Below are 25,333 nucleotides of genomic sequence, written 5' to 3' on the forward strand. Positions count from 1 at the left end.
TTCCGGTCGGCCCCGGGGTCACGGCAGGCCGCCGCTCCGGGAGGTCGGTGGGGATCACTCGGCAGGGGCGTTCGTGCGCGGCAGGGCCTGCACCAGCAGGGCCAGTGTGGCGGCGACCGCCACCAGGAAGACGATTCCCCGGGTGAAGGCGTGCGGATAGGACGCCGCCGCGGGGTTCTCGCCGAGGGCTCCGAAGAAGACGACGCCGATCGCCGCCACGCCGATCGCGTTGCCGATCTGCAGGCCGGTGGTCAGTACGCCGGAGGCGGCCCCGGCGTACTGCGGGCCGACCCGGGCCAGCACCGTGGAGGCCAGGGGTGCGACCGCCAGGCCCATGCCGGCGCCGTCGACCACAAGTCCTGGGACGAGCCACGCGGTGCTGCCGTCCGTACCGAGCCGGTCGGCGGTGAGGCCGATGACGACCAGGCCGGCGAGCATGAGCAGGGCCCCCACGGCGAGCACCTGACGGCCGAGACGGGCGGCGTACTTCGAGGCGTTCATCGACGTGTGGAGGTACCCGGCGCCGATCGCGGCGAAGAGCAGGCCCGCCTCCAGGGCGGTCAGGCCACGGCCGTCCTGAAGGTACAGGGCGAGTACGAGGAAGAACGACGCCTGGCCCGTCCAGAAGACCAACTGAAGGGCGAGACCGACGACGAAGGCGCGGTCACCGAACAATTCCATGTTCACCAGCGGCGATCCGCCGCGCGCGGCGATCGTCCGCTCCACGGCCACGAACACGGCGAGCAGCACGGCGAACGCGCCGAAGGACACCCAGGTCCACGCGGGCCAGCCCTGATCCCTGCCTTCCACCAGCGGCAGCACGAGGGCGACCAGGGCGAGGGTGATGAGGGCGACGCCCGCGAGGTCGAGCTTCGGCCGGCCCTCCGCCCGGGCCTCGGGTACCACCTTCAGGGTCAGACCGATGATGAGTGAGCAGAGCGGCACGTTGACCAGGAAGCAGGAGCGCCAGCCCCAGCCGGCGATGTCGGCCTCGATCAGCAGACCGCCGATCAACTGGCCGAAAACGGCCGCCAGTCCCATGGCCAGGCCGTAGCCGACGAACACCTTGCCCCGGGCCGCCCCGGTGAAGACGGTACTCAGCAGCGCCAGGACCTGGGGGGCGAGCAGGGCCGCGGCCAGCCCCTGGAGGACCCGGGAGAAGACCAGGAAGTCCCCGGTCCGGGCGATGCCGCACAGGAGCGAGGCGACAGTGAACAGGGCCAGGCCCAGCAGGAACATCCTGCGCCGCCCGTAGAGGTCGCCGAGGCGCCCCCCGGTGATCAGCCCGACGCCGTACGCGAGCCCGAACCCCGCGACCACCCATTCGACGGCGGCGGAGCTCGCTCCGATGTCGGTCCGCAGCGAGGGGATCGCGACGTTGACGATGAAGAAGTCGAGGGTGGTGATGAAGACGCCGGCCAGCACGACCGGCAGGATCAGCCGGTGCGGAACGCCCTTTTCCCCGGGCGGCAGGGCGGGCGGCGGAAGTGTCGGGGCGCCGCGGTCGGTCTCGGTGGTCATCGGGTCGGACTCCTGATCGTTCACGAGGGGAGGTCCCGTCGGCGTACGCGTCCGGGTGGACGCGGGGCCGAGCGGTTCGCACAGCGTGTCGACGACCCGCAGAGAGGGTCAATTACCCGACGGGTAAGGGCCGTGGCTCCGCAGCCGGGGAACGCCCGGCCGCCCGGAGAGCAGGAGAGGCGGGACACCGGGGGAAGCCGGGCCCTCCCCCGGCCGAAGGAGCGCGCGGTGTCCGCCTCCGGTGCCGTCGGCGCTTTCGCCACGGACGGAGGGAAGCCACCGGAGCGGTCGCGGACGGCCGCGTTCCGTTCCCGGTCCGTTCAACTCCCTGCCCCTGAAGGGTTCGTGTATCAGCCCTACAGTTTTTGATGATCGTTCGAGGAAGGTACTCATGGACACTCTCCCCGCCATCATGGCTCGCGGGATCACCAAGCGCTTCGGAGACGTCATCGCACTGGACGGCGTCGATCTGGAGGTACCGCAGGGACAGATCCACGGCCTGGTCGGACCGAACGGTGCCGGCAAGACGACTCTGCTCGGCCTTCTGCTGGGTCTGGCCGTCGCCGACAGCGGCCGGCTCGACATCCTGGGTACGCAGGTCGGGCGGGCGCTCTCCGCACCGGAGGGCGTCGCCGGATTCGTGGACGGTCCGGGCCTCTACCCCTCGCTCACCGCACGGCAGAACCTCACCGCGCTGACCGCTCTGCGCGGCGGCGGCGCACGGACCTCAGCGGTGGACGAGGCGCTCGACCAGGTCGGGCTCACCGATGTCGCCGACGACCGCACCCGCGGATTCTCCCTAGGCATGCGCCAGAGGCTCGGTCTCGCCGCTGCGCTGCTCGTCCGCCCCCGGCTCCTCGTGCTCGACGAGCCCTCCAACGGCCTCGACCCGGCCGGAAAGAGACAGGTGCACGGTGTGCTGGGCCGGCTCGCGGCGGGAGGGACCAGCGTCGTGCTGTCGAGCCACCGCATGGACGACCTCGAAGCGCTCTGCTCGGCGGTGACCATTCTCGCGGGCGGCCAGGTCGTCTTCTCCGGGCCGCTGGGCGAGCTGGCCTCCGAGAACCGTGAGCTCTCCTACCGGGTGCGTACGTCGGCCCCGGAGGCGGCCCTCCGCGTCGCCGCGGACACGGCCGGGATCGAGGTCGACGAAGACACCGCGAAGCGGCCCGACGACGGAGTGCTCCTGGTACGAGCGCTGGTACCCGCCCTGGACGACCTGGTGGTGCGGCTCGTCGAGCAGGGCATCGCCCTGCGGGAACTCGCCCCCGTCGTGTCGCCGCTCGAAGCGGCGTTCCTCGCACTCACCGAGCCGCAGGAGACCTCCCGATGACCGCGACCCTCATCCCCGCGCCCCTCGCCTCCGAGGCCGGCGCTCCCGGCGCCCGCCCCGTCTCGGTGGCACGCTGCTACCGCTTCGAAGCGGTCAAGCTCCTCTCCCAGTGGCGTATCCGCCTGGTGATCCTCGCCTGCTGGGTCGCACCGGCTCTCTTCGTCGCCGCGGTGAGTCAGCAGAGCTCGCTGCCCGTCGACACCCTGTTCGGCCGCTGGATGCACGCCACCGGGTGGGCCGGGCCGCTGGTGGTGCTCGGCTTCGCCGGTATCTGGGCCCTCCCGCTGCTGACCTCGCTCGTCGCGGGGGACGTGTTCGCGTCGGAGGACCGGCTGGGCACCTGGCGCCACCTGCTGGTGGCGGTCCGGTCGCCCCGGCGGATCTTCGCGGCGAAGGCGCTGGCCAGCCTGACCGTCATCCTGATCCTGGTGGCCGGACTGGTCGTCTCCAGCGTGGCGGGTGGGCTCCTGGCCGTCGGTAACCAGCCCTTGGCCGGTCTCGACGGTCACCTGCTGACGCCGGGGGACGCCGCGGCCAGAGTGCTGCTCGCCTGGGTCTGTGTCCTCGCGCCGACGCTGGCTCTCGCCGCCGTCGGGCTGCTGGGCTCCGTCACCTTGGGGCGCTCACCGATGGGCCTGCTGCTGCCCGCGCTCGTCGCACTCGCCATGCAGCTCGCCCAGATGATGCCGCTTCCCGTCGCCGTGCGCCTGGCGCTGCCCGGGTACGCCTTCATCGCCTGGAACGGCCTGTTCACCGGACCGGCACAGCTCGGTCCGCTGCTCGTCGGGATGGCGGTCAGCCTCGTCTGGGCGGTGGTGGCGACCGCTCTGGCTTACCTGCATTTCCTGCGGCGCGACTTCACCAACCCGACGGACGACGGCTCGTCCCGCCGAGCCTTCACCGCCGGGGTCCTGCCGCTCGCCGGACTGCTCGCGGTGACGGTCGGGGTCGTCGCCGTGGCGACCCCGGCCGGCGGTTCCGGGATCGAGCAGGACAAGGTGCAGCGCTCGGTGGCCACCTCGTTCGCCCACCTGTACCGGCTGCAGACGCAGGAACTCCACCGTCCCGACGTCACGGAGGCGCGGTTGAGGGCGACGGCGGCGTGCACCAAGGGTGCCGTCGGGGACGGCGCTCAGGGCGCGGGCAACGACTGGCGTTGCGTCGTCTCCTGGCACCTCCCGGACGTAGAGGCCACCGGGACGGCCGTCTACCAGCTCGACGTCACTCCGGACGGGCGGTACATGGCCGACGGCGACGGGCCCAAGGAAGTGAACGGCTACTTCCTGGTGCGGTCCCCGAACGGGGACACCCCGAACCCCCTCTGGCAGTTCGACGGCAATGTCGAACTGCTCGGAACGACGAAGGGATAGCTCCATGCAGGTAACACGCAGGCGCGTCGAGAAGGGCCGTTCCGGCCTGCTCGGCAAACGCGTCGGCCGGATACCCCTGACGGCGGGCATCACCGTCCTCGCGGTCGCCGTCGCCGGCACCGCGTACGCGACGACGCGGCAGTTCGGCACCGAGCAGGTGGGCCAGACCACCCATCGGGGCCAGGTCATCTCCAGCGACCAGTACCTCGCCCCGTACGGAGACCGCCTCGTCCTCGAGAGCGGCAAGATCATGTCGTCCTCGGTGAGCCCGGACGGCACGCACCTCGCGGCCTCGGTCACCGACGGCGGGGCGGCGCTGTCGATCGTGGACCTGAAGAGCTGGAAGGTCCAGCAGCTCGTCGGAAACGCCGCGTCCTCCACTCCGCGCATCGACAGCACCGCCGTGGGCCAGGAGGGCCCGACGTACTCACCCGACGGCAAGCAACTGTGGCTGGGCCAGACCGACGGCTACACACGCTTCGACGTGAACCCCGACGGCACCGTCACCAACCCGACGTCGGTCCCGATCGCGGCGGACGGCGCCAAGCACGCGCTGGTGGGCGAAGCGGTGTTCGCGGCCGACGGCTCCACCGTGTACTCCGCGGTCAACGGGCAGAACAGGGTGGTCGCCATCGACGCGACGACCGGGGCCGTCGAGCAGAGCTGGGCGGTGGGCAACGCACCGCGCGACCTGGTCGAGGCCGCCGGCAAGCTCTACGTCAGCAACGAGGGCGGGCGCACCGCCAGGGCCGGCGAGACCACGATCAACTCGTACGGCACCCAGGTACCGGCCGACCCGGCCACCGGTGCCACCACCACCGGCACGGTCAGCGTCATCGACCTGCGCAAGCCGGCGGCCGCCGTCCGGAGCATCGAGGTCGGGCTGCACCCGACCGCGCTGTTCGCGAAGGGCGGGGCGGTGTTCGTCACCAACACCGCCACCAACGACGTGTCGGTCATCAAAACCTCCGACGACAAGGTCGTCCAGACCATCGCCACCCGTCCGTGGCCCGAGGCATCGGTGGGGTACGAGCCCGACGCGGTGACACTCACCGGCGACGGGCACCTGTTGGTGACGCTCGGCCGGGCCAACGCGGTGGCCGTCTACCGCTACACGAGCCCGCAGGAGCCGGTGAGTTATGTCGGCCTGCTCCCGACGGACTACTTCCCGTCGGAGATAGCCACCGTCGGCCACGAGGTGGTCGTCTCCCACACCCGCGGGATCGACGCCCGCCGCACCACCACCGCCGCCGGGCACGCCACCCACGACACGACGTCGAGCCTGACGCGGTTCACGCTGCCCAGCGACAGGACCATCAAGTCCGAGACGGCCAAGGTCTTCCAGCAGAACGGCTGGACCGAGGGCGCGGTCGAGGTGGCCAAGAACAAGAGCAAGGCGAAGCCGGTGCCGGTGCCCACGCGGCTCGGCGATCCCTCGACGATCAAGCACGTCTTCATGATCGTCAAGGAGAACCGGACCTACGACCAGGTGTTCGGCGACATCCCCGAGGGCAACGGCGACCCGTCGCTGACGCAGTTCGGTGAGAACGTGACACCGAACCAGCACGCGCTGGCCTCGGAGTTCGGCCTGTACGACAACACCTACGACATCGGCACGAACTCCGCCGAGGGCCACAACTGGCTGATGCAGGCCGACAACCCCGAGTACACGGAGTCCTCGGCCGGCGAGTACCTGCGCAGTTACGACACCGAGGACGACGCCCTCGGCCACCAGCGGACGGGCTTCCTCTGGACCGGCGCCCAGGCGGCCGGCAAGTCCGTACGGGACTTCGGCGAGTTCCAGCAGTTCCTCACCAAGCCGGCCGACGCCAGCTGGCAGAACCTGTACTGCGACAGCAGGAACATGGAGGCGACCGGTCAGGACACCGCCTACTCCATGGTCTCGTCCTCGCCGATCCCGTCACTGAACGACGTGTCGGTCCACGGCTTCCCGAAGTTCGACACCAGCGTCCCGGACGTCTACCGCTACGGGATCTGGAAGCAGGACTTCGAGAAGAACGGCCCGGCGAACCTGAACATGTTCTGGCTCTCCAGCGACCACACCGGCGGCCCGGCGAACGCGGCCGCACAGGTCGCCGACAACGACCTCGCGGTCGGCAGGATCGTCGACGAGATCTCGCACAGCAAGTACTGGAAGGACTCGGCGATCTTCGTCGTCGAGGACGACTCCCAGGCGGGCCTCGACCACGTCGACGGCCACCGCGCCCCCATCCAGATCATCAGCCCCTACGCCCAGCGCTCCACCGTCGACAGCCACTACTACTCGCAGATCACGGTCGTCCGCACCATCGAGCAGATCCTCGGGATCCACCCGATGAACCAGAAGGACAGCGCCGCCACCCCGATGACCGGCGCGTTCACCGCGAAGCCGGACTTCCGGCCGTTCGACGCGCTCGCCAACCGGACCTCGCTGACCGACGGACTGAAGACCGCGCCCTCCTGCGGCCTCGACACACCGGCGCCCCAGGACCCCGCCGCGGCGGCCGTACCGGTCGCGAAGGTGCCCGCGGACATGGAACCGCTCGCGTCGCAGTGGGACACCTGGAAGTCCAAGCAGCACCTGACCGGCCCCAACGCCGTGCCCGACTACGCCAACCCCGCGCAGATGAACCACTTCACCTGGTACCAGACGCACAACTGGAAGCAGCCGTACCCGGGCGAGAAGAAGATCTTCGCCCCCGAGAACGTGCCCGGTGCCTACATTCCCTCGGCAGAGTCCGACGGGTGACATAGGGCCTTCTCTTCGCATCGGGCCGGATCGAGGCGCCTGGCGGGTGTGCCCCGCGCCTTCCCGGACCGAACAGGACGGGACTCCCCCGGCGAAAGCCGGATAGGCGGGAACAGCGAGGCCGCAGCCACGAGGCTGCGGCCTCGCCGTGCGTGTGCGGCGGTCGCGTCACGGCTCGCGGGGGACAAAACCGCTCTGCGCCCGTCAAACATCCTGCGGCCCGCGATCATCGTATCGAGTTAATGTCGGCGGCTTCCCTTGGTCCGGGAGAGGCAGCGGCCGTTAGTGTCCTCTGCGTCTGGACGGGTTTCCGTTCACCTGCCCCTTTTCCCTCCTGTTGCCCGGTGACGTCCGTATGCCCGCGTCGCCGCCCTGACCACGGAGAGCCTGCACGATGACTGTTGAGTCGAGCCCGGACGAGCAGCTGGCGCTGCCCAAGCAGTCCAGCCTGAGCACGGCGGCTGCCCGCAACCTCGCCCATACGGCCAAGTCCGCCCCGCAGATGCAGGAGATCACCTCCCGCTGGCTGCTGCGCATGCTGCCCTGGGTGGAGACCCAGGGTGGCGCGTACCGGGTGAACCGTCGTCTGTCCTACACCGTCGGCGACGGGACCATCGAGTTCGTCCAGGAGGGCGCCGACGTCCGGGTGATCCCACGCGAACTCGGTGAACTGGCACTGCTGCGCGGCTTCGACGACGTCGAGGTGCTGACCGCGCTCGCCGACCGGTGCGTGCAGCGCGACTTCCGTGCCGGCGAGACGCTGGTCGAGCGCGGAGCGCCGGCGGACCGGATCCATCTGGTGGCCCACGGCCGCATCAGCCAGACCAGCGTGGGTACGTACGGCGACGAGGTCGCTCTGGACGTGCTCGCCGACGGCGACCGGTTCGGGGAGAACGCTCTGCTGGACGAGGACGCCCGGTGGGAGCAGACCGCGACCGCCGAGACCTCGGGCACACTGCTGACCCTGTCGCGCGCCGACTTCGCGGCCGTACTCTCCAATGCTCCCGAACTCCGTTCCCACGTGGAGGAGTTCTCGTCGCTCTCCGGCCGGCAGCAGAACCATCGCGGCGAGGCGGAGATCGCGATGTCCGCCGGTCACGTCGGTGAGCAGGAACTGCCCGGCGCCTTCGTGGACTACGAGTTGAAGCCTCGCGAGTACGAACTCTCCGTCGCACAGACCATTCTGAAGGTCCACACGAGGGTCGCCGACCTCTACAACGGACCGATGAACCAGACCAAGGAGCAGCTCAGGCTCACCATCGAGGCGTTGAGGGAGCGCCAGGAGCACGAGCTCATCAACAACCGGGAGTTCGGCCTGCTCCACAACGCCGACTTCAAGCAGCGCCTGCAGCCGCACTCGGGCCCGCCCACCCCCGACGACCTGGACGAACTGCTCTGCCGGCGCCGGGGTTCCAAGTTCTTCCTGGCGCACCCCCGGACGATCGCGGCGATCGGACGCGGGTTCAACGCGCGCGGGATCTATCCGGACCACGTCGACCTCGGCGGTCAGCAGGTGCCGGCCTGGCGCGGGGTCCCGATCCTCCCCTGCAACAAGATTCCGGTCACACCGGAGAAGACCAGCTCGATCCTCTGCATGCGTACCGGCGAGGCGAACCAGGGCGTCGTCGGTCTGCACCAGACCGGTCTGCCGGACGAGTACGAACCGGGCCTGTCGGTCCGCTTCATGGGCCTCGACGAGAAGGCGATCACGTCCTACCTCGTGAGCACCTACTACTCCGCCGCCATCCTCGTGCCGGACGCGGTCGGCGTGCTGGAGAACGTACAGATCGCCCACTGGCCCAGGTAGGCGGTGTTCCGGCGGGTCGGGGTCGGTCGCCCCTGGCTGTGATCCGCCGGACCTCGCCCCGAGGTCCTGCCCCGACGGGGCGGCCCGTCGAGACGTCCCCCGGAGCCCCGGGGCGGTCGCGCGTGCCCCGGAGGGTTTTCGGACAGCCGCCCCCCATTCCACCCCAAGGAGCCATGGATGCCAGCGCCCGAGCTGCCTCCGCCCCGGTCGAGCCTGCCGGAGGCCGCCGCCCACTTCGGGGCGCACGTGCTCGCCTCCGCCGCAGCCGGCGACCACGATGCCCCGGCCGCCACCGGGGGTGCACCCGGCGCGATCTCCCTACCAGTATCACCTGTTGTTCCGGCTGTACCCGCTGCAGCCGATGCACCCGGTGCCTCGCCGCCCGAGCCGGTCGCGGTCTCCGAGCGGGACGCCGTTCTGGAGCGCCTTCTGCGCGGTCCCAACGGCCTGGGCACCGCGGGCCTCCGCCTGTTCCTGCGGGAGGAGCCGCCGGTACCGGCGGTTGTTTCACTGCCGACGACTCCGCTTCCACCGGTGCCGCTGCCGGTGTCGGCGGCGGCGGCGGTGGCGGTGGCGGTGGCGGGGGCGGTGGACACGGCGGAGGGTACGCCCGTACCGGGCCTCTACTACCACCCGGTGCCCGAGCCTGATCCGGAGCGGGTCGAGGAGGTCAGCAGGCGGATCAAGGCCTGGGCCGTGGACGAGGTCAGCCTCTTCCCCGACGACTGGGAGAAGGAGTTCGACGGCTTCTCCGTCGGCCGCTACATGGTGGCCTGCCATCCGGACGCACCCACCGTCGACCACCTCATGCTCGCCACCCGGCTGATGGTGGCCGAGAACGCGGTGGACGACTGCTATTGCGAGGACCACGGGGGATCGCCCGACGGCCTCGGGGAGCGTCTTCTGCTGGCGCACACCGCCCTCGATCCCCTGTACACGACCGCCGAGTACCAGCCTTCGTGGGCCGCCTCGCTCCAGGCCGACGCGCCCCGGCGGGCGTACCACTCCGCCATGGAGTACTTCGTCCGGGCGGCCAGCGCCTCCCAGGCGGACCGGCTCCGGCACGACATGGCGCGGCTGCACCTGGGGTACCTCGCCGAGGCGGCCTGGGCGCAGCTGGACCACGTACCGGAGGTGTGGGAGTACCTGGCGATGCGCCAGTTCAACAACTTCCGCCCCTGCCCGACCATCACCGACACCGTCGGCGGCTACGAACTGCCGGCGGACCTGCACGCACAAGCCGCCATGCAGAAGGTCATCGCCCTCGCCGGGAACGCGACGACCATCGTGAACGACCTGTACTCCTACACCAAGGAACTCGACTCCCCCGGCCACCACTTGAACCTGCCGGTGGTGATCGCCGAACGCGAGGGCCTCTCGGAACGGGACGCCTACCTGAAGTCCGTCGAGGTCCACAACGACCTCATGCACGACTTCGAGTCGGAGGCCGCCGCCCTGACCGAGGCGTGTCCCTCCCCCCATGTGCAGCGCTTCCTGCGGGGCGTGGCCGCATGGGTCGACGGCAACCACTACTGGCACCGGACCAACACCTTCCGCTACCGACTGCCCGATTTCTGGTAAAGAACGGATTTTTCAGTGACGCACACCGAACTCACGGCCACCCCCTCCTCGCTGCGCATCCCGCGCCCGGCGTCGGCCGGCCCGGCGTCCCCCTACCAGGGGGACATCGCCCGCTACTGGGACGGGGAGGCCAGGCCCGTGAACCTGCGCCTCGGCGATGTCGACGGCCTGTACCACCACCACTACGGCATCGGCGACGTGGACCACGCGGCACTCGGCGGCCCCGAGGACAGCGAGAGCGAGAAGAAGCTGATCGCCGAACTCCACCGGCTGGAGTCGGCCCAGGCCGAGTACCTGCTGGGGCACCTCGGAGACATCGGGCGGGACGACACCCTGGTGGACGCGGGCTGCGGCCGGGGCGGCTCGATGGTGATGGCGCACCAGCGCTTCGGCTGTACGGTCGAGGGTGTCACGCTCTCCGCCAAGCAGGCCGAATTCGCCAACGGCCGTGCCGCGGAGCTGGGCATCCAGGACCACGTCCGCTCCCGCGTCTGCAACATGCTCGCCACCCCCTTCGAGACCGGTTCGGTCGCGGGCTCCTGGAACAACGAGTCGAGCATGTACGTCGACCTCGAGGACCTCTTCGCCGAGCACTCACGGTTCCTGAAGGTCGGCGGTCGCTACGTGACCATCACCGGCTGCTGGAACCCGCGGTACGGCCAGCCCTCGAAGTGGGTCTCGCAGATCAACGCGCACTTCGAGTGCAACATCCACTCGCGCCGGGAGTACCTGCGCGCCATGGCCGACAACCGTCTCGTGCCCACGGCCGTCGTCGACCTCACCCCCGACACGCTGCCCTACTGGGAGCTGCGGGCCACGTCCTCGCTGGTCACGGGGATCGAGGACGCGTTCATCAACTCGTACAAGGACGGGTCCTTCCAGTACCTGTTGATCGCGGCGGACCGCGTCTGACCTTCCGCCCGCGAGTCCATCGGGAGTTCCGCCCGGAGCTCCGTCGGGGATTCCGCTCGGCATTCCGCTCGGCATTCCGCTTCCGCCTCCGCTGACCGGGAGGGCCCGTTCGTCGGACGGGCCCTCCCTCGGGGTGCCCGTCAGCAGAATCGTCTCCGCTCCGTCCGGGACGGCCTTCAGACCCGCTTCCTGTCCCGGATCGCGCGGTGCCGGTACCGCAACGGGCCCACGGCCAGCCAGACGACGGTGACGAGGGCGAACTGCGCGACGAGGTTCCAGAGTCCTGAAGCCCGGGCGCCCGGGGCCGCGACGACCGACATCAGGAGCGTGAGCGCGGCAGCCACCGCGCACGCGGTGACGCAACGCCGCCACAACCGCCATTCGTACCGGGTCCGTTCGGGCCCGGACTCCGGCGGCTTCGCGGGAGCCGGGCCGCTGCCGGCCCGGTGGGCCGACCAGGCGTCGGCTCGGCGCACGATCTCGGGGCCGAAGCCGATCGAGACCCCGAGGTAGACGGCGGCCAGACCGTGCGTGGCGCCGGCCGTGCCCCCGGAACGCAGGTCCGCGACGGAGAAGGCGACGAGCGCGAGGTCGGTGAGCGGTACGCAGAGCAGCAGCACCGCGCCGAGACGCCGGGCGCGCAGGGCGTACCGGGCGAGAAGCCCCAGCGCCAGGAAGGCCCAGAAGGCGATCTCGCAGACGACGATCGCCCCGATCACCAGCCCGTCGCTCGCCAGGGCGTGCGGGACGAAGGGGGCGTAGGCGTTCATGAGGCGGTCCCAGCTCCGGTCATGACTCCCCTTCCGGCTCGGCTTCCAGCTCCGTTCCTGGCTCGGCTTCCGGCTCCGTTTCCGGCTCCGATTGTCGGGTGGAGCACCTTGAGCACGTCCAAGCCACTTCCCTCTCGAATCGTCAAGGGGCCGCATGTCGGCCGGCATTCGCAAAGAAGGCGCTCCGAAGAACCCGGAACGCCGTTACGATGCACGCGGGAACGATAGACCAACGGTCGCCGCACGGGGAAGAGGAACTGAATCGATGCTCTGGATTCTCGATATCGGTGGCGTACTCATGCTTTTACAAGGGATCGCACCCGTGGTCCAGAGGATGACCGGAAAGGACCCGGAGGAGAGCTTCTTCATCGTGAACGCCTTTCCGGAGAATCAGGGCTTGGCCAGCGCGGTGCTCGTCCTCGGCGGAATCGCCCTGCTCAGCGCGGCCGTCCGGGTCCGGCGCAGTCGCAAGGGCTGACCCTGAACCGAGGACATGATTCGGCACACCTCGTGTACGAACGGTCACGTACGACGCACGCCGTAGTGTCCCTCCGGAGCGGGGGGTCGCCACCCTGACTTTCGGCTCGCCCCCTCCCGACCATGAGCAGGGAGCGAAATCCGGATCGCGGTTCGGAGGATTGCCCGAACTCCCTCGTCGTTGTCGTTGATTCCCGGTCGGACAACGCGGAATCCCCGGCTTCCCTTTCCGCCATGCCCATTACCTCTCCGGGACAGTCCGTGAAAGAACCGTCCCCTCCCGCCGTCCCCTCCCGCCCTCGATAATTCCTGGCAGCGCCAACCGGTCTTCGGGGATCGATGCCCCCCGAAGCTCCGCGCCCGCCCCGTCCCCTCGTGGGCGGTGCGGGCGCTTCAGCCGCAGCCGTACGCGTCATCCGGCGACGTCGACACCGTAGCCACGGGCGAGTTCGGCCAGGCCATGGTCGTATCCCTGCCCGACGGCCCGCAGGCGCCAGCCGTCGCCCCGGCGGTACATCTCGGCCAGGATCATGGTGCGTTCGGTGGTGGCGGCGTCGAGAGTGGCCCGGGCGGCCGGAGCCGAGCCGACCCCGCAGGTGGCCGTGATCTCGATGGCCCCGACCTCGGAGAACGTCGCGGCACCGTCGATGGCTGCGGCGATGACGACTCTGCGGATCTCCAGGGGCAGACGTTCCGGCTCGACGGAGACGGCCTGGCCCGTCGGGCTGTCCACGGCGAGCCGAACCGTGCCGTCCGGATGCTCCGGGGCCCCGTGGAAGACGAAGTCCTCGTCCCCCGGCACCTTTTCGTGGGTGTCGAGTGCGAACGCGACGACATCGACGTCACAGGCGGTGTGCTGCCCCCATGTCGCGGACACCGTCCACGGCGCGCCGGTGTCCGGCAGATCGACGACGGCCCCCCGGACCAGGACCTCCGCACCGTCCCGGAGAGTCCCGGCCACGCTCGGTGGGTTCGCGGACGTGAGGGCCGGTTCGTCGGCCATGATCCATTCGGCGTCGTGCACGCGCAGGCCCAGGGTGGCGATGCGACTCCGCCGCTTGTCGGCCTCGCCGCCGCGCAGCATCACGACATCGGTCACACTGGCCGAGAGGTTCACCGCTGCGGAAGCCCCGTGCGCGACGGCGCGACCGCGTACCGCGGCTGCCTCGTCGTGGGTACCGCCCAGGACCAGGACCCTGCGCCCGGCCAGGGGGCGGGCCCTCCCTGCCGTGGGCGCCGGGGAGACCGGCGTCGCCTCGGGAGGGCGTGGCGCGGGAAGGCTCGGTCCGGATGTCGGTGCCACCGCCCTCGTCCCCCCGGAGTTCCGGGCCGTGCCGGCCGGGCGAGCGGCGCCCTTGGCCTGTCCGGGACGCACGTCCTCCAGCAGGCGCAGGTACGTCGGCTCGTCCACGAGGAGGACTCCCTCGGCGGCGGCTCGGCGCAGCTTGTCCGACGAGGTGTTGGCATCGTTGGTGACGAGGGCGCTGGTCTGGGCACTGACCGAAGTCATCATGTTCAGTCCGGCTGCCACCGAACGGGCGACCAGTTCCTCACGGGAGACCCGGGTCTCCCCGCTGATGGACACCTTCATGCCCTGGACCAAGGGATGTCCGCGTTCAAGGCGGCCAGGATTCCGGTAGGCGCAGGGGGTCTTGGGGATGCGCGGCCTGAACACCTGACGGGTCGGTCCGCCCAGGAGCGGCAGAGACAGGCCCAGTCGCTCGGCGGCGCCCAGCGAGCCGCGCAGAATTCCGGAGAGCACCCGTACGTCGTCCTGCGCGTCGTGCGCCCGTTGCTGGCGCACGCCGTAGTGCGCGGCGAGCGTTCCCAGTTTGAGATCGGCCGTCGGGGGTCCGATCAGACGGTTGAGGGCCAGGGTGCACAGGCGTCTGCCCGCCGGAAATTCGGCACCGGCACGGGCGAACTCGTGGGACAGGAAGTTGTGGTCGAACTGCGCGTTGTGGGCGACGAACACTCGCCCTCGGAGCAAATCATCCACCTCGTGGGCGACTTGGTCGAAGGTGCGGGCACCTGCGAGGCGGGCGGGGGTGAGGCCGTGAATGTGCACGGGGCCGGGATCACAGCCCGGGTCGAGGAGCGTGAAGAACTCTCCCGTCTGCCGGCCGTGCGCGTCGAGCGTGAGGATCGCCAGGGAGAGTACGCGGTCCCTGGCGGCACTCAGTCCGGACGTTTCCACGTCCACAAGCGCCCACTCGTCGCGATGGCCGGCCACTGCGGGCCACTTCGGACTCGACGACATCAAAGCCATGCGAGGCTCCCCTCCCCCGGGTACGGCAGGCGGCACACCCTTGCCACCGCCGTGAATCGATCCGAGGGGATTTTCGCACGTACGCTCCGCCGTGCCGGACGGGTACCTGCCCGCCGGACCTGCCCCACCGCCTCCGCTCCCACCGAGGCGGTTCAGCCTTCGAGTTCGTGGCAAGCCCGGCGTGACGGCTGGAAGGTGTACAGGTCCAGGACGCCGGGTGGTTCGGCGAGGCCGGGGCCGCCGTCCTCGACCCATGCGGTGATGTCGGCGGCGGCTCCGGGGTCGTTTACCTGGCCGAGCCAGACCGGAACGCCCCCGTCCCCGCGCCCTTCGGCGGAGGGCTGGACGACGACGTTGGCACGCTTGCACGCGTCGAGGCAGTCGGTCCGCCGGATCATCGTGACACCGCGCCACTGACCGACCCCGTTGCAGGTGACGGGCCTGCCCCGTCCGCCGCTAGGGCGTGTGTCGGCCGTTCGCCATGGCGACGGGGCAACTTCGCCGGGCCGGTCGCACTGCTCCCCCGAACCGCGCCCAGGCCGGCACACTCCCCACCGCCCGTCCGCACGCACCGCCCGCCAGCGCCGTCCGCGACCTGCGGGCCGTTCGCTCCGCTTCGTCCGGAGGCCATCTCCCCTCTCCCGGTCGATCGCCCGCCGACCGGTCCCCACACCTCGGGCCGGGCGCAGCTCATTGCCGGCCCGGTCCCGCGGGTCCCTCGCGTTCGGGGTGTCCGGGCTGTTCGGGGTGTCCTGCGCGCTCAGGGTGTCGCGGTGGGCCGGCGCGCCGTCACGCCCGGTCGGGCATGGGTCGAACCGCCCCTCGCGCTAAGCCCCTCCGTCGTCTCGGCGAACACCCGTCTTTCCGGCCGCGAACGTGTGAACTCCGTTCTGTCGCCACCCCGTCGAACGCCCTCCTTGGCGCGCCGGCGTTCTTTTCGCCGGAACCTGGCACCTTTTGATGAATCACCAGAAAGTTCCAGAGATTCGTACCGAACCTCTGGACAGTCCTCCGCGCGGCGTCCTAGTCTCTCGGCGCACCGAGACAGGTTTCGTCCCGGTAACACCGCAGCCGAAGCGGTGTCCCTCGGAAGCTCTCTGTTCCACGAGCCCGACCTGTCCACAGCTCTCTCCCCCACGGCCGGGCCACCGCCCGACACGAGGCACAGCGCGATCGCTGCCTCGGCAGCCGTCGCTCACGTTCGTTTCAGCACACCGTCGAAACACGGCGAACCGGCCGGGTCACCGACTCTGCCGTGAACACAGCGGAAGGGAAGCGACATGAAGATTCGTACGCTCATCGCCACGGCCTCACTGGTGGCATCCGGGAGCCTGGTGGCCTTCACCGGCTCCGCCCAGGCAGCGCTCTACACCACCTGCGTCGGCGACGGCGGGGCCGTGACCGTCACCAACGACCTGGTCGTTCCGGCCGGTAAGTCCTGCACCCTCACCGGCACGAAGGTCAGAGGGACGGTGACCGTCGAGGCCGGAGCCGACCTCGTCGCCACGGGTGCCACCTTCAACAGCACGGTGACCGTCGGTGAGAACGCCTACCTGGACCTCACCGGCACCACCGTCAAGGGGGCGCTGACCACCACCTCCGCGTTCGGCACGCACCTGGAGAAGAGCAGCCTCAAGGCGGTCGACGCAACCGGCGGGTTCGTCTACGCGGTGGACTCGACCCTCGGCGGAAACGTCACCACCGAGGCCGGCGAGCTGTACGTATCGGGCAGTACCCTCAGCGCCTCGCTGACGGGTGTCGGCAACCAGTACAGCGACGTGTACGACACCACGGTCAAGGGCGCGCTCACCGTGAACACCAACACCCTCGGGGGTGTGTTCTGCGCGAGCGAGGTCTACGGCGCCGCGACGTACACGGGCAACTCCGACAGCCTCCAGCTCGGCGGTGACGGGCTGCTCGGATCCTGCGCGGGAGCCTCGTACTTCGGCGGGGACCTGGCGGTCACCGACAACACCGCGCAGGCGGTGCTCGACAACGCGATCGTGCGCGGCGGGCTCAGCGCGACCGGCAACAACCCCGTCCTCGTGGTGGGTGAGCTGGCACGCGTCCGCGGCGCGGTCACCGGAGAGACCGCCGCCCCCGCCGCGTCGTTCTCCCGTTCGGCAGAGAAGGCGGCGCCCGAGGACCGCGCCACCGGCCTCGCCGAGAAGGCCGCCGCCCGCGCCGCCGCAGCCCGGGCCGACGCCCACGAGGCGGGCAAGTCCTCCCTCTGAGCGGAGGGACACGACCGGCGGCGGGCCCCGAACCCCGGTCGCCGCACCGCCCCGTCGCGCGACGCACCGCCGGAGAGCGGCCGGCGGCGCGCCCCGATCCGTATCTCTCTCCTCTTCTCCCAGGAGTGACCGTGAGTCATATACGCAAATCCTTCGACCGCAGGGACTTCCTGCGCGCCACCGCCGGCACCACCGTGGCGCTGGCCGCCGCGTCCGTCACCGGGGTCGCCGCCGCGACCTCCGCGGCGGCCGCGACGAGCGGTGTGCCCATCCCCAAGGACCGCATCGGCGTCCAGCTGTACAGCGTCCGCGACAAGGTGAGTTCGCTCGGTTTCGCCGTCGTCCTCGCCGAGCTGGCCCGGATCGGCTACCAGGAGATCGAGTTCGCCGGTTACACCCAGTCCACGTCCATCCTGGGCAGACAGATCACCCTCCAGGAGATCCGTACCCTGCTCGACGACCACGGACTGCGCGCGGTCGGCAGCCACGTCGGCATCGGGAACCTGCGGAGCAACCTCCAGGCCGAGCTGGACGCCGCGGAGATCCTCGGCATGCCGCACGTGGGTACCGCCAACGCGCCCTCGAACACCAACACCGTCGCGGCCTACCGGGCCGCCGCCGACGAGTTCAACGTCTGGGGAGCCGCCGCGACCGCGCGCGGTCTGAAGCTGTACCAGCACAACCACTCGGGCGAGTTCGCCTTCGCCACCGACCAGCCGTCGGTCCGGCTGTACGACGTGTTCCTCAAGAACACCGACCCGCGCCACGTCTATCTGGAGCTGGACATCTACTGGGCGTACGTGGGCCAGTACCGCTGGCCCGGATTCGACCCCGCCGCCTATGTGCGCGACCAGCCCTACCGCTACCCGCTGTTCCACATGAAGGACGGCGACGCCAACGCGGCGAGCGCCAACGGCTACGACATCGTCGAGTTCGGCGCCGGTGATCTTCCGTACCAGAAGTTCATCCGCGACATCGGGCCGCGCACCTCGCACCTCGGCATCTGGGAGCAGGACACCGCGCCCAACGCCTCCCCCAATCCGCCGGGTTCGTTCGGCGCCGCGGAGCGCAGCCTGACCGCGCTCAAGAAGCTGCTCGGCTGACGGGACGCCAGAAAAGGAAGGAGGCGCACCCCGCGCGGGGGCGCCTCCCCCGTCCGCTCAATTCCGCCAGCGATCGAGGAGGTTCATCACCGTGCGACGCACCCTGAGACGTCTGATCACAGGGGTCCTGCTCGTGGCCATGCCCGCGCTGGGCAGTGTGGCCCTCGCGCCCGCCGCCGAGGCCCACCCGGACCACGAACACGCCCTGGACTGGTCGAACTACGAGAAGGCCACCCTGACGAAGGAGGTCGGCGAGCCGATCGACCTCGCCGTACTCCCCGACAGCCGGGTCCTGCACACCGCCCGCAACGGCGATCTGCGGCTCACCGACCCCGGCACCGGTGTCACGAAGGTCGTCAACCACGTCGACGTGTACCAGAACTCCGAGATGGGGTTGCAGACGGTCACGCTCGACCCGGACTTCGCCACCAACAAGTGGGTGTACCTGTACTACTCGCCGCCGTTGAACACCCCGGCCGGCTCCGCGCCGCTCCAGCTGACCGCCGGGCAGGACGACTCGTACTGGAAGCAGTGGGAGGGGTACGACACCCTGACCCGCTTCAAGTGGACCGGTGACAGTCTCGACCTCTCCACCGCACAGGAGATCATCCGGGTCGACACCAACCGCGGCCAGTGCTGCCACGTCGCCGGTGACGTGGACTTCGACGGCGACGGGAACCTCTACCTCTCGACCGGAGGCAACACTCCGGCGTCAGGCCCGAACGTCAACGGCTACAACCCGATCAACGACTCGGCAGGCGCGAACCCGGGGCTCGACGAGCGGCGCGGCTCGGGCAACACCAACGACCTGCGGGGCAAGATCCTGCGCATCCACGTTCAGGAGGACGGGAGTTACACCGTCCCGGAGGGGAACCTCTTCCCGCCGGGCACGGCGAAGACCCGTCCCGAGATCTTCGTCATGGGTCTGCGCAACCCCTACCGTCTCGCGGTGGACCCCGAGACCAACGCCGTGATGTGGGGCGACTACGGCCCCGACGCCGGAACCGCCGACCCGAACCGCGGGCCGATGGGGTACGTCGAATGGCAGACCACGACCAAGGCGATGAACAGCGGCTGGCCGTACTGCACGGGTGACAACACCAGGCCCTACCGGGACTTCGACTACGCCACCCTCACACCCGGTGCGGCCTTCGACTGCTCGGCGCCGGTCAACGACTCCCGCTGGAACACCGGTCTGACCACGCTGCCGGCGGCCACGCCTGCCACGCTCTGGTACGGCGACCGGGACACCGACCAGCCGTGGCCCGAGCTGACCTCCTTCCGCGGTCCGGGCGGCCCCAGTGGCCAGGCCCCGATGGGCGGTCCGGTCTACCACTACGACGCGGACAACCCCGCGCCGGGCAAGTTCCCCGAGTACTGGGACGGCAAGGCGTTCTTCGGCGAGTTCTCGCAGGACTACGTCGCCGCCCTCACGCTCGACGGACCGGACGGCCCCGTCAGCACGCTGGAGAACTTCCTTCCGAACAGCGAGCGTTCACAGAACGGCATCCCGCCGTGGGACAACCCGATGGACCTGGAGTTCGGTCCGGACGGCGCTCTCTACGTCCTCGACTACGGCGACGGGTTCTTCCGGCAGAACCCCGACGCGGGCCTCTACCGGATCGACTACGCCGAGGGCAACAAGGCGCCCACCGCGCTGATCAAGGCCGACAGGACGTCCGGTCAGGCACCGCTGGCGGTCACCTTCGACGCCACCGGCTCCAGCGACCCGGAGAACGGTGAGCTCACCTACCAGTGGGACCTCGACGGCGACGGCACCTTCGACGCCACCGGTCCCACCGCGAGCCGCACGTATCCCGACAACGGGCAGTTCGAGGCGCGGCTGAGGGTCACCGACCCGCAGGGCAAAATAGGCCTGACGAGTCGTCAGATAACGGTGGGCAACACCGCTCCGACCCTGCGGATCACCTCTCCGGCCAACGGCGGGTTCTTCAACTGGGGCGACGCCGTGCCGTACGGCATCGCCGTCGAGGACCCGGAGGACGGGTCCACGCCGGACTGCGCCAGGGCGGCCTGGACCTTCGGACTCGGACACAACCAGCACGGCCATCCGGTCAACAACGGCACCGGCTGCTCGGGCGGCATCGTGACCCCGGCCGACGCGGGCCACGGTGACACCGAGAACGTCTTCGGCGTCCTCGGGATCACCTATACCGACAGGGGCGCGGGCGGTGTCCCGGCGGCCACGACCGACGCCCAGGTGGTGCTCAACCCGGCGCTCATGCAGGCCGAGCACTACGACTCCTCCGAGGGCGTCACCGTCACGGACGACACCACGGCGTCCGGGCAGCGCAAGCTGACCTCCTTCGAGGCGGGCGACTGGATCGCGTACGACCCGGTGTCGTTCGCCGGGATCACCGGGGTGCAGACCCGTGCCAGTGGCGCCGGCACCCTGGCGCTGCGCTGGGGCGCGGCCGACGCCGAACCGTTCGCCACCGTGTCCGTACCGGCCGGCGAGGGCTGGCAGACCGTCACCACCTCTCTGGCGAAAGCCCCTTCGGGGACGGGTGAGGTCTTCGTCACCAGCTCCGGCGGGGTCGAACTGGACTCGCTGACCTTCCAGGGCTCCGGCGTCGCGGACAAGACCGCTCCCGCGGTCACCGCCACGCTCAACCCGCCCCGCCCCAACGGTGACGAGGGCTGGTACACCGGCAACGTGTCGCTCACCGTCTCGGCGACCGACAACGGCACGGTCGCGAGCCGCCAGTACTCGGTCGACGGCGGAACCACCTGGCTGGCGGCGAACTCGGCCGTCACCCTGTCCGCCGAGGGCGCCACGACCGTCCGTTACCGGGCGACCGACAACGGCGGCAACGTGTCGGCGGTGGGTTCGCTCACCGTACGCATCGACCGGACCGGACCGACGGTGGCGGTGAGCGGTGCCGACGCCAACGGCGTCTACGGGGACTCCGGTCGCCTGACGCCGGTCTTCTCGGCACAGGACACGGTGTCCGGCGGGGCGACCGCGACGGCCACGCTGGACGGTGCGCCCGTCACCTCGGGGCAGGCCCTGGAGCTGTGGCGGCTCCCGCTCGGCAGCCACGACCTGACGGTCAGAGGCCGGGACCGGGCCGGCAACACCACCACGAGAACGGTGTCGTTCACGACACGCACCTCCTACGCCGACGTCCGCTCGCTCATCACCAGGATGCGGGCCGAGGGTCTGATCACGGCGCAGGGTGAGCAGCGCCTGTCCGTGCGGCTCACCCAGGCCGAGGCGCACGCGGACGCGGGCCGCACCGCACAGGCCGCGGCGGTGCTGGAGTCCTTCGCGGACACCGCGTCCGACACCGCCCTGGTGCCGAACGGCGCGGCGGGCGCGGCCCTGGCTCGGGACGCCCGGGCGCTGAAGGGAGGCGCCACCGGCTGAGGCCGGGAGGGGTACGGAGCTGCCCCGCTGGGCAACCGGCGGGGCAGCTCCGTACCCGGAACCGGGAGCACTGCCCGGGAGCGCCTTCCCGGAAGCGCGTCGCCGGGTGCGTTCCGGGAGCGCGTCCCCCGGCGCCTGAGGGGAGTTGCGTCCCCCAGCGCCTTTTGGGGAGTTGCGTCTCCGGTGCGTTCCGGGCGTCGCCTCTCCGGTGCGTCGCGGGAGTGCGTCTCCGGGATCCGTCCCGGAGTTCCGCCAAGACTGCGGCAACTTTCAGCGTTCTGTGAAAAAGTTACCTGGAGCCGACCGTGCAGCTGAGGCCCCGCGCACGCGTGCCCCGCCGGGCGATACGGTGTCCAGCCCCGTCGCGCACCCCGCGCACACCCCGCGACAACTCCCCTGTTGTTCAAGGGCGTCCAGAGGAAGTGAGTCCGTGAACATCCAGTACCGCGTGCTGAGTCTCCTGCGTGACAACGGCCCGCTGTCCCGCGCCCAACTCGCGGACCGGCTGGAGGTTCCGCGCCCTCGGCTGCTCGGCGAACTCGACCGCATGGTCGCCGCGGGGCGGGTCTGCGAGGCGGGCCCGGCCGCTTCGCGCGGCGGGCGGCGCTCCACCCTCGTCCAGCTCGACCCCCGCGTACGGTTCGCCGCCGTCGATCTGGGCGCCAGCTCCATCGACATTGAGATCACCGACGGCGCGCTCACCCCGGTGGCCTCCTGCTCAGAGCCGGCGGACATCCGTTCGGGACCGGTGGCCGTGCTCGGGCGGGTCAGTGAACTCCTGCACGAGCTGGCCGCCCAGGGGCACTACACCCGGCTCGACGCCATCGGTATCGGGCTGCCGGGACCGGTCAGCTTCCGGGAGGGAGTCCCCGTCTCGCCGCCGATCATGGTGGGCTGGAACCGCTTCCCGGTACGCGACACCCTCGCCCGTGCGCACTCCTGCCCCGTCGTGGTCGACAACGACGTGAACGTGATGTCCCTCGGCGAGCAGCACAGCGGGGTCGCCAGAACGGTCGACCATCTGCTCTTCGTGAAGATCGGCAGCGGCATCGGTTCCGGAATGCACCACCACGGCCGCATCTACCGGGGTGCGGAGGGATGCGCCGGCGACATCGGGCACATCCAGCTGGAGGCGGACGGCCCCCTCTGCTCCTGCGGCAACACCGGCTGCCTGGAGGCCTACTTCGGCGGGGTGGCGCTGGCCAGGGACGCGACCGAGGCAGCGGTCTCCGGCCGCTCGCCCGCCCTGGCCGAACGCCTGGCCGAACACGGGGTTCTGACTCCCGTGGACGTGGCGGAGTGCGCGAACGGCGGAGACAGTACGAGCGTCGGCCTGGTCCGGGCGGGCGGTCACCGGGTCGGCCAGGTGCTCGCGACGCTGGTCAGCTTCATGAACCCGTCGATGATCGTGATCGGCGGCGGTCTGGCCGGGCTGGGCTTCCCCCTGCTCGCCGAGATCCGCAGCGTCGTGTACAAACGCTCGCTTCCCCTCGCCACCGGCAATCTGCCGATCGTCATGTCCGGGCTCGGCCCCCGCGCGGGGGTCGTGGGCGCCGCGCTGCTGGCGAGTGAACTCGCCTACGGCGAGACGTCGGTGACGGGGGACGCGGGGATCGCGACGGCGGGCCGGTAGTCGGGCGAGCGGCCCGGTCCGGCGCGCCCGTGGAGTGCCGTCGATGTCCGGTCGGCCACTCGCCCGCCCCCGGATCAGCCCACCAGATCCGGCGCGCGCAGCATTTCGGACGGGATTCCCCAGGCGTCGACGAGGTCGACGGCGAGGGGCCGGACCTTGCGGCAGAGGCCGTTGACCTCGCGGGTGACCGCCTTGGAGCGCTGCACGGTCAGCCTGCCGTGCTCCATGAACCAGGCCCGGTCCGCCTCGATCGTCGAAAGGGCGTACAGGTCGCACAGGAGGCTCAGTGCAGCCTTGTTGCCGCCCTCGGGCTGCACACGGACCTTGTCGACGAACGCTTCCAGCACCAGCCGTTCGACATGGGCCCGGGCGACCGCGATCACATGGTCCTGCACGCGCGAGAAGACGGCGCCGGGGTGCTGCTTCTGGTCGATCCCGCGCTTGAGCCTGCGTGCCACACCGGCCAGCATGTGCTCCTCGCGGTAGCGCAGCATGGCGAGTTGGTACTCCGGGTCGAGGATGCCCGCCTCCTGGTCCCACTCGTCGCCACCGGGCAGCAGATCGCGTACCCGTTCCAGCAGTTTGTGGGCCGAGGTCTTCTCCAGCACCGTCTCGACGGCGAGGCCCGCCACGTGCCGGACCGTCCCGAGCTGGTCGAGATCCTCGAACTCGCTCGCGTAATGCGTGAGCAGCCCCTTGGCCACGAGTTGCAGAAGGACGTGGTTGTCGCCCTCGAAGGTGGTGAAGATGTCGCTGTCGCCCTTGAGGGCGGCGAACCGGTTGACGGCGAGATACCCGGCGCCGCCGCATGCCTCGCGGCACTCCTGGACGGTCCTGGTGGCGTGCCAGGTGGCGAGCGCCTTGGTGCCCGCGGCGCGTGACTCCAGCAGGCGCCGCGCGCGGGGGTCGTCCCCGGTGCCGGAGAACACCTCGTGCAGTTGCGTACGGACGACGTCCTGGGCGAAGTGCAGCGCGTACGTGCGGGCGAGGAGTGGCAGCAGGCGGCGCTGGTGGAGGCCGTAGTCGAGGAGGAGCTGCTCCTCCGGAGCCTCCCGCCGAGCCGGCTGCGAGCTGCCTTCCGAGGCCGCCGCTTCCGAGGCCGCCGTTTCCGAGGCCGCCGTTTCCGAGGCCGCCGTTTCCGAGGCCGCTGTGAACTGCCTGCGCCGGTCGGCGTACTTCACGGCGATCGCGAGGGCGACCTTGGCCGCGTTGACCCCGGCGCCGCCGACGCTCACCCGGCCCTGCACCAGGGTGCCGAGCATGGTGAAGAAGCGCCGGTCGGGGCTCTCGATCGCGCTCTCGTAGACCCCTTCGGCGGTGACGTCGGCGAACCGGTTGAGCAGCGCCTCGCGCGGCACCCGTACGCCGTCGAACCGGATACGGCCGTTGTCCACTCCGTTGAGGCCCATCTTGCGGCCGTCGTCCTCGATCCGGACGCCGGGCAAGGTCGCCCCGCCGGACCGGATGGGCACGACGAAGGCGTGCACCCCCTCGACTCTCCCTCCCACCTCCAATTGGGCGAACACCACGGCCAGTTCGGCGTGGCGGGCCGCGTTGCCGATGTAGTCCTTGCGTGCCGCGTCGTCCGGGGTGGTGAGGACGAACTCCTGGCGGGCGGGGTCGTACTTCGCGAGGGTCCCGAGCGCCTGGACGTTGGAGCCGTGGCCACTCTCGGTCATCGCGAAGCACCCCATCAGCCGCCCGGTGACGAGGTCGCGCAGATGGGCGTCGTGGTGGCGTGCGGTGCCCAGTTGCAGGATCGCGCCTCCGAAGAGCCCGAACTGCACGCCGACCTTCACCAGCACCGACAGGTCGCCGAAGGCCAGCGTCTCGAACGCGGCGATCGAGGCTCCGAGGTCGCCGCCTCCGCCGTACTCGCGCGGGAAGCCCATGCCGGTCTGGCCCGTTGCCGCCAGTTCCACCACGATCTCGCGCACTCGCTCACGGAAGGCGTCGATGCCGAGCTCTTCGGCCTCTTCGAGGACGGAGGCGTGCGTCACCAGGTTGGTCCGGACGAGGTCGCGGATCTCGGCGTACTCGCCGTCGAGCACCGCGGTCAGCGCCCGGACATCGACCTCGGGCCGTACGTGACCGGCTTCGGGCGTGGATGCGTTGTCAGTGGCCATGGCATGTCGCTACCCCGCCTCCGGACGATCAAGCGGTCGGGCCGCCGGCCACACCGC

The 25,333-nt window shown here is 70.4% G+C and carries 15 protein-coding genes and 1 pseudogene; 11 read left to right on the forward strand and 5 right to left on the reverse strand.

The genetic code is table 11. The features are described 5' to 3' along the window. Positions 1-54: 54 nt before the first annotated feature. Positions 55-1,521 carry an MFS transporter gene (locus tag OHA55_RS32795; RefSeq protein WP_266713407.1) on the reverse strand — a complete coding sequence of 489 codons (1,467 nt, stop codon included), beginning with the start codon at positions 1,519-1,521 and terminating at the stop codon, positions 55-57. Between the two features lie 391 nt (positions 1,522-1,912). Between OHA55_RS32795 and OHA55_RS32800 the strand changes: the two genes are divergently transcribed. From OHA55_RS32800 to OHA55_RS32825, 6 genes are all read left to right on the forward strand, one after another. Beyond that, positions 1,913-2,854: an ABC transporter ATP-binding protein gene (locus OHA55_RS32800; protein ID WP_266713409.1), complete on the forward strand. Its 942-nt coding sequence runs from the start codon at positions 1,913-1,915 to the stop codon at positions 2,852-2,854. Continuing rightward, on the forward strand, positions 2,851-4,224 hold the full coding sequence (locus OHA55_RS32805) for an ABC transporter permease (RefSeq protein WP_266713411.1): 1,374 nt from the start codon (positions 2,851-2,853) through the stop codon (positions 4,222-4,224). The genes OHA55_RS32800 and OHA55_RS32805 overlap by 4 nt, the downstream gene beginning before the upstream one ends. Before the next feature lie 4 nt (positions 4,225-4,228). Beyond that, positions 4,229-6,973, forward strand: a complete 2,745-nt coding sequence (locus OHA55_RS32810) for a bifunctional YncE family protein/alkaline phosphatase family protein (RefSeq protein ID WP_266713413.1) — start codon at positions 4,229-4,231, stop codon at positions 6,971-6,973. 394 nt (positions 6,974-7,367) lie between these two features. Continuing rightward, entirely contained in the window at positions 7,368-8,780 is a 1,413-nt protein-coding gene (locus OHA55_RS32815) for a family 2B encapsulin nanocompartment shell protein (RefSeq protein ID WP_266713414.1), read from the forward strand. 177 nt (positions 8,781-8,957) lie between these two features. Further along, a complete protein-coding gene (locus OHA55_RS32820; protein WP_266713415.1) occupies positions 8,958-10,361 on the forward strand; it encodes a family 2 encapsulin nanocompartment cargo protein terpene cyclase in 1,404 nt (467 codons plus the stop codon). Between the two features lie 15 nt (positions 10,362-10,376). Further along, positions 10,377-11,273, forward strand: a complete 897-nt coding sequence (locus OHA55_RS32825; RefSeq protein WP_266713417.1) for a geranyl diphosphate 2-C-methyltransferase — start codon at positions 10,377-10,379, stop codon at positions 11,271-11,273. Positions 11,274-11,449: 176 nt separating this feature from the next. Here the strand turns inward: OHA55_RS32825 and OHA55_RS32830 are convergent, their stop codons facing one another. Further along, on the reverse strand, positions 11,450-12,043 hold the full coding sequence (locus OHA55_RS32830; RefSeq protein ID WP_266713419.1) for a hypothetical protein: 594 nt from the start codon (positions 12,041-12,043) through the stop codon (positions 11,450-11,452). Between the two features lie 265 nt (positions 12,044-12,308). Here OHA55_RS32830 and OHA55_RS32835 point away from each other — a divergent pair, with 265 nt between their 5' ends. Further along, a complete protein-coding gene (locus OHA55_RS32835) occupies positions 12,309-12,521 on the forward strand; it encodes a hypothetical protein (RefSeq protein WP_266713421.1) in 213 nt (70 codons plus the stop codon). 411 nt (positions 12,522-12,932) lie between these two features. On the opposite strand, the gene OHA55_RS32840 is transcribed toward OHA55_RS32835, so the two are convergent. Both OHA55_RS32840 and OHA55_RS32845 read right to left on the reverse strand, forming a co-directional pair. Continuing rightward, positions 12,933-14,789 carry a TerD family protein gene (locus tag OHA55_RS32840; RefSeq protein ID WP_266713423.1) on the reverse strand — a complete coding sequence of 619 codons (1,857 nt, stop codon included), beginning with the start codon at positions 14,787-14,789 and terminating at the stop codon, positions 12,933-12,935. Between the two features lie 152 nt (positions 14,790-14,941). After that, a pseudogene (locus tag OHA55_RS32845) lies at positions 14,942-15,184 on the reverse strand ((2Fe-2S) ferredoxin domain-containing protein); the annotation flags it as partial. 885 nt (positions 15,185-16,069) lie between these two features. Here OHA55_RS32845 and OHA55_RS32850 point away from each other — a divergent pair. The 4 genes from OHA55_RS32850 to OHA55_RS32865 all read left to right on the forward strand — a co-directional run bounded on the left by OHA55_RS32850 (position 16,070) and on the right by OHA55_RS32865 (position 23,150). Next, the gene (locus OHA55_RS32850; RefSeq protein ID WP_266713425.1) at positions 16,070-17,023 is read left to right on the forward strand and encodes a hypothetical protein; all 954 of its coding nucleotides are present in this window, start codon (positions 16,070-16,072) and stop codon (positions 17,021-17,023) included. Between the two features lie 131 nt (positions 17,024-17,154). Beyond that, positions 17,155-18,126, forward strand: coding sequence for a sugar phosphate isomerase/epimerase (locus OHA55_RS32855; protein ID WP_266713427.1), 972 nt, complete (start codon positions 17,155-17,157; stop codon positions 18,124-18,126). A gap of 91 nt (positions 18,127-18,217) precedes the next feature. After that, a complete protein-coding gene (locus OHA55_RS32860; RefSeq protein ID WP_266713429.1) occupies positions 18,218-21,517 on the forward strand; it encodes a PQQ-dependent sugar dehydrogenase in 3,300 nt (1,099 codons plus the stop codon). Positions 21,518-21,947: 430 nt separating this feature from the next. After that, positions 21,948-23,150, forward strand: coding sequence for an ROK family transcriptional regulator (locus OHA55_RS32865; RefSeq protein WP_266713431.1), 1,203 nt, complete (start codon positions 21,948-21,950; stop codon positions 23,148-23,150). Positions 23,151-23,224: 74 nt separating this feature from the next. On the opposite strand, the gene OHA55_RS32870 is transcribed toward OHA55_RS32865, so the two are convergent. Continuing rightward, positions 23,225-25,276, reverse strand: coding sequence for an acyl-CoA dehydrogenase (locus tag OHA55_RS32870; protein WP_266713433.1), 2,052 nt, complete (start codon positions 25,274-25,276; stop codon positions 23,225-23,227). Positions 25,277-25,333: the final 57 nt, after the last annotated feature.

The organism is Streptomyces sp. NBC_00102 (assembly GCF_026343115.1).
Classification (GTDB): Bacteria; Actinomycetota; Actinomycetes; order Streptomycetales; family Streptomycetaceae; genus Streptomyces.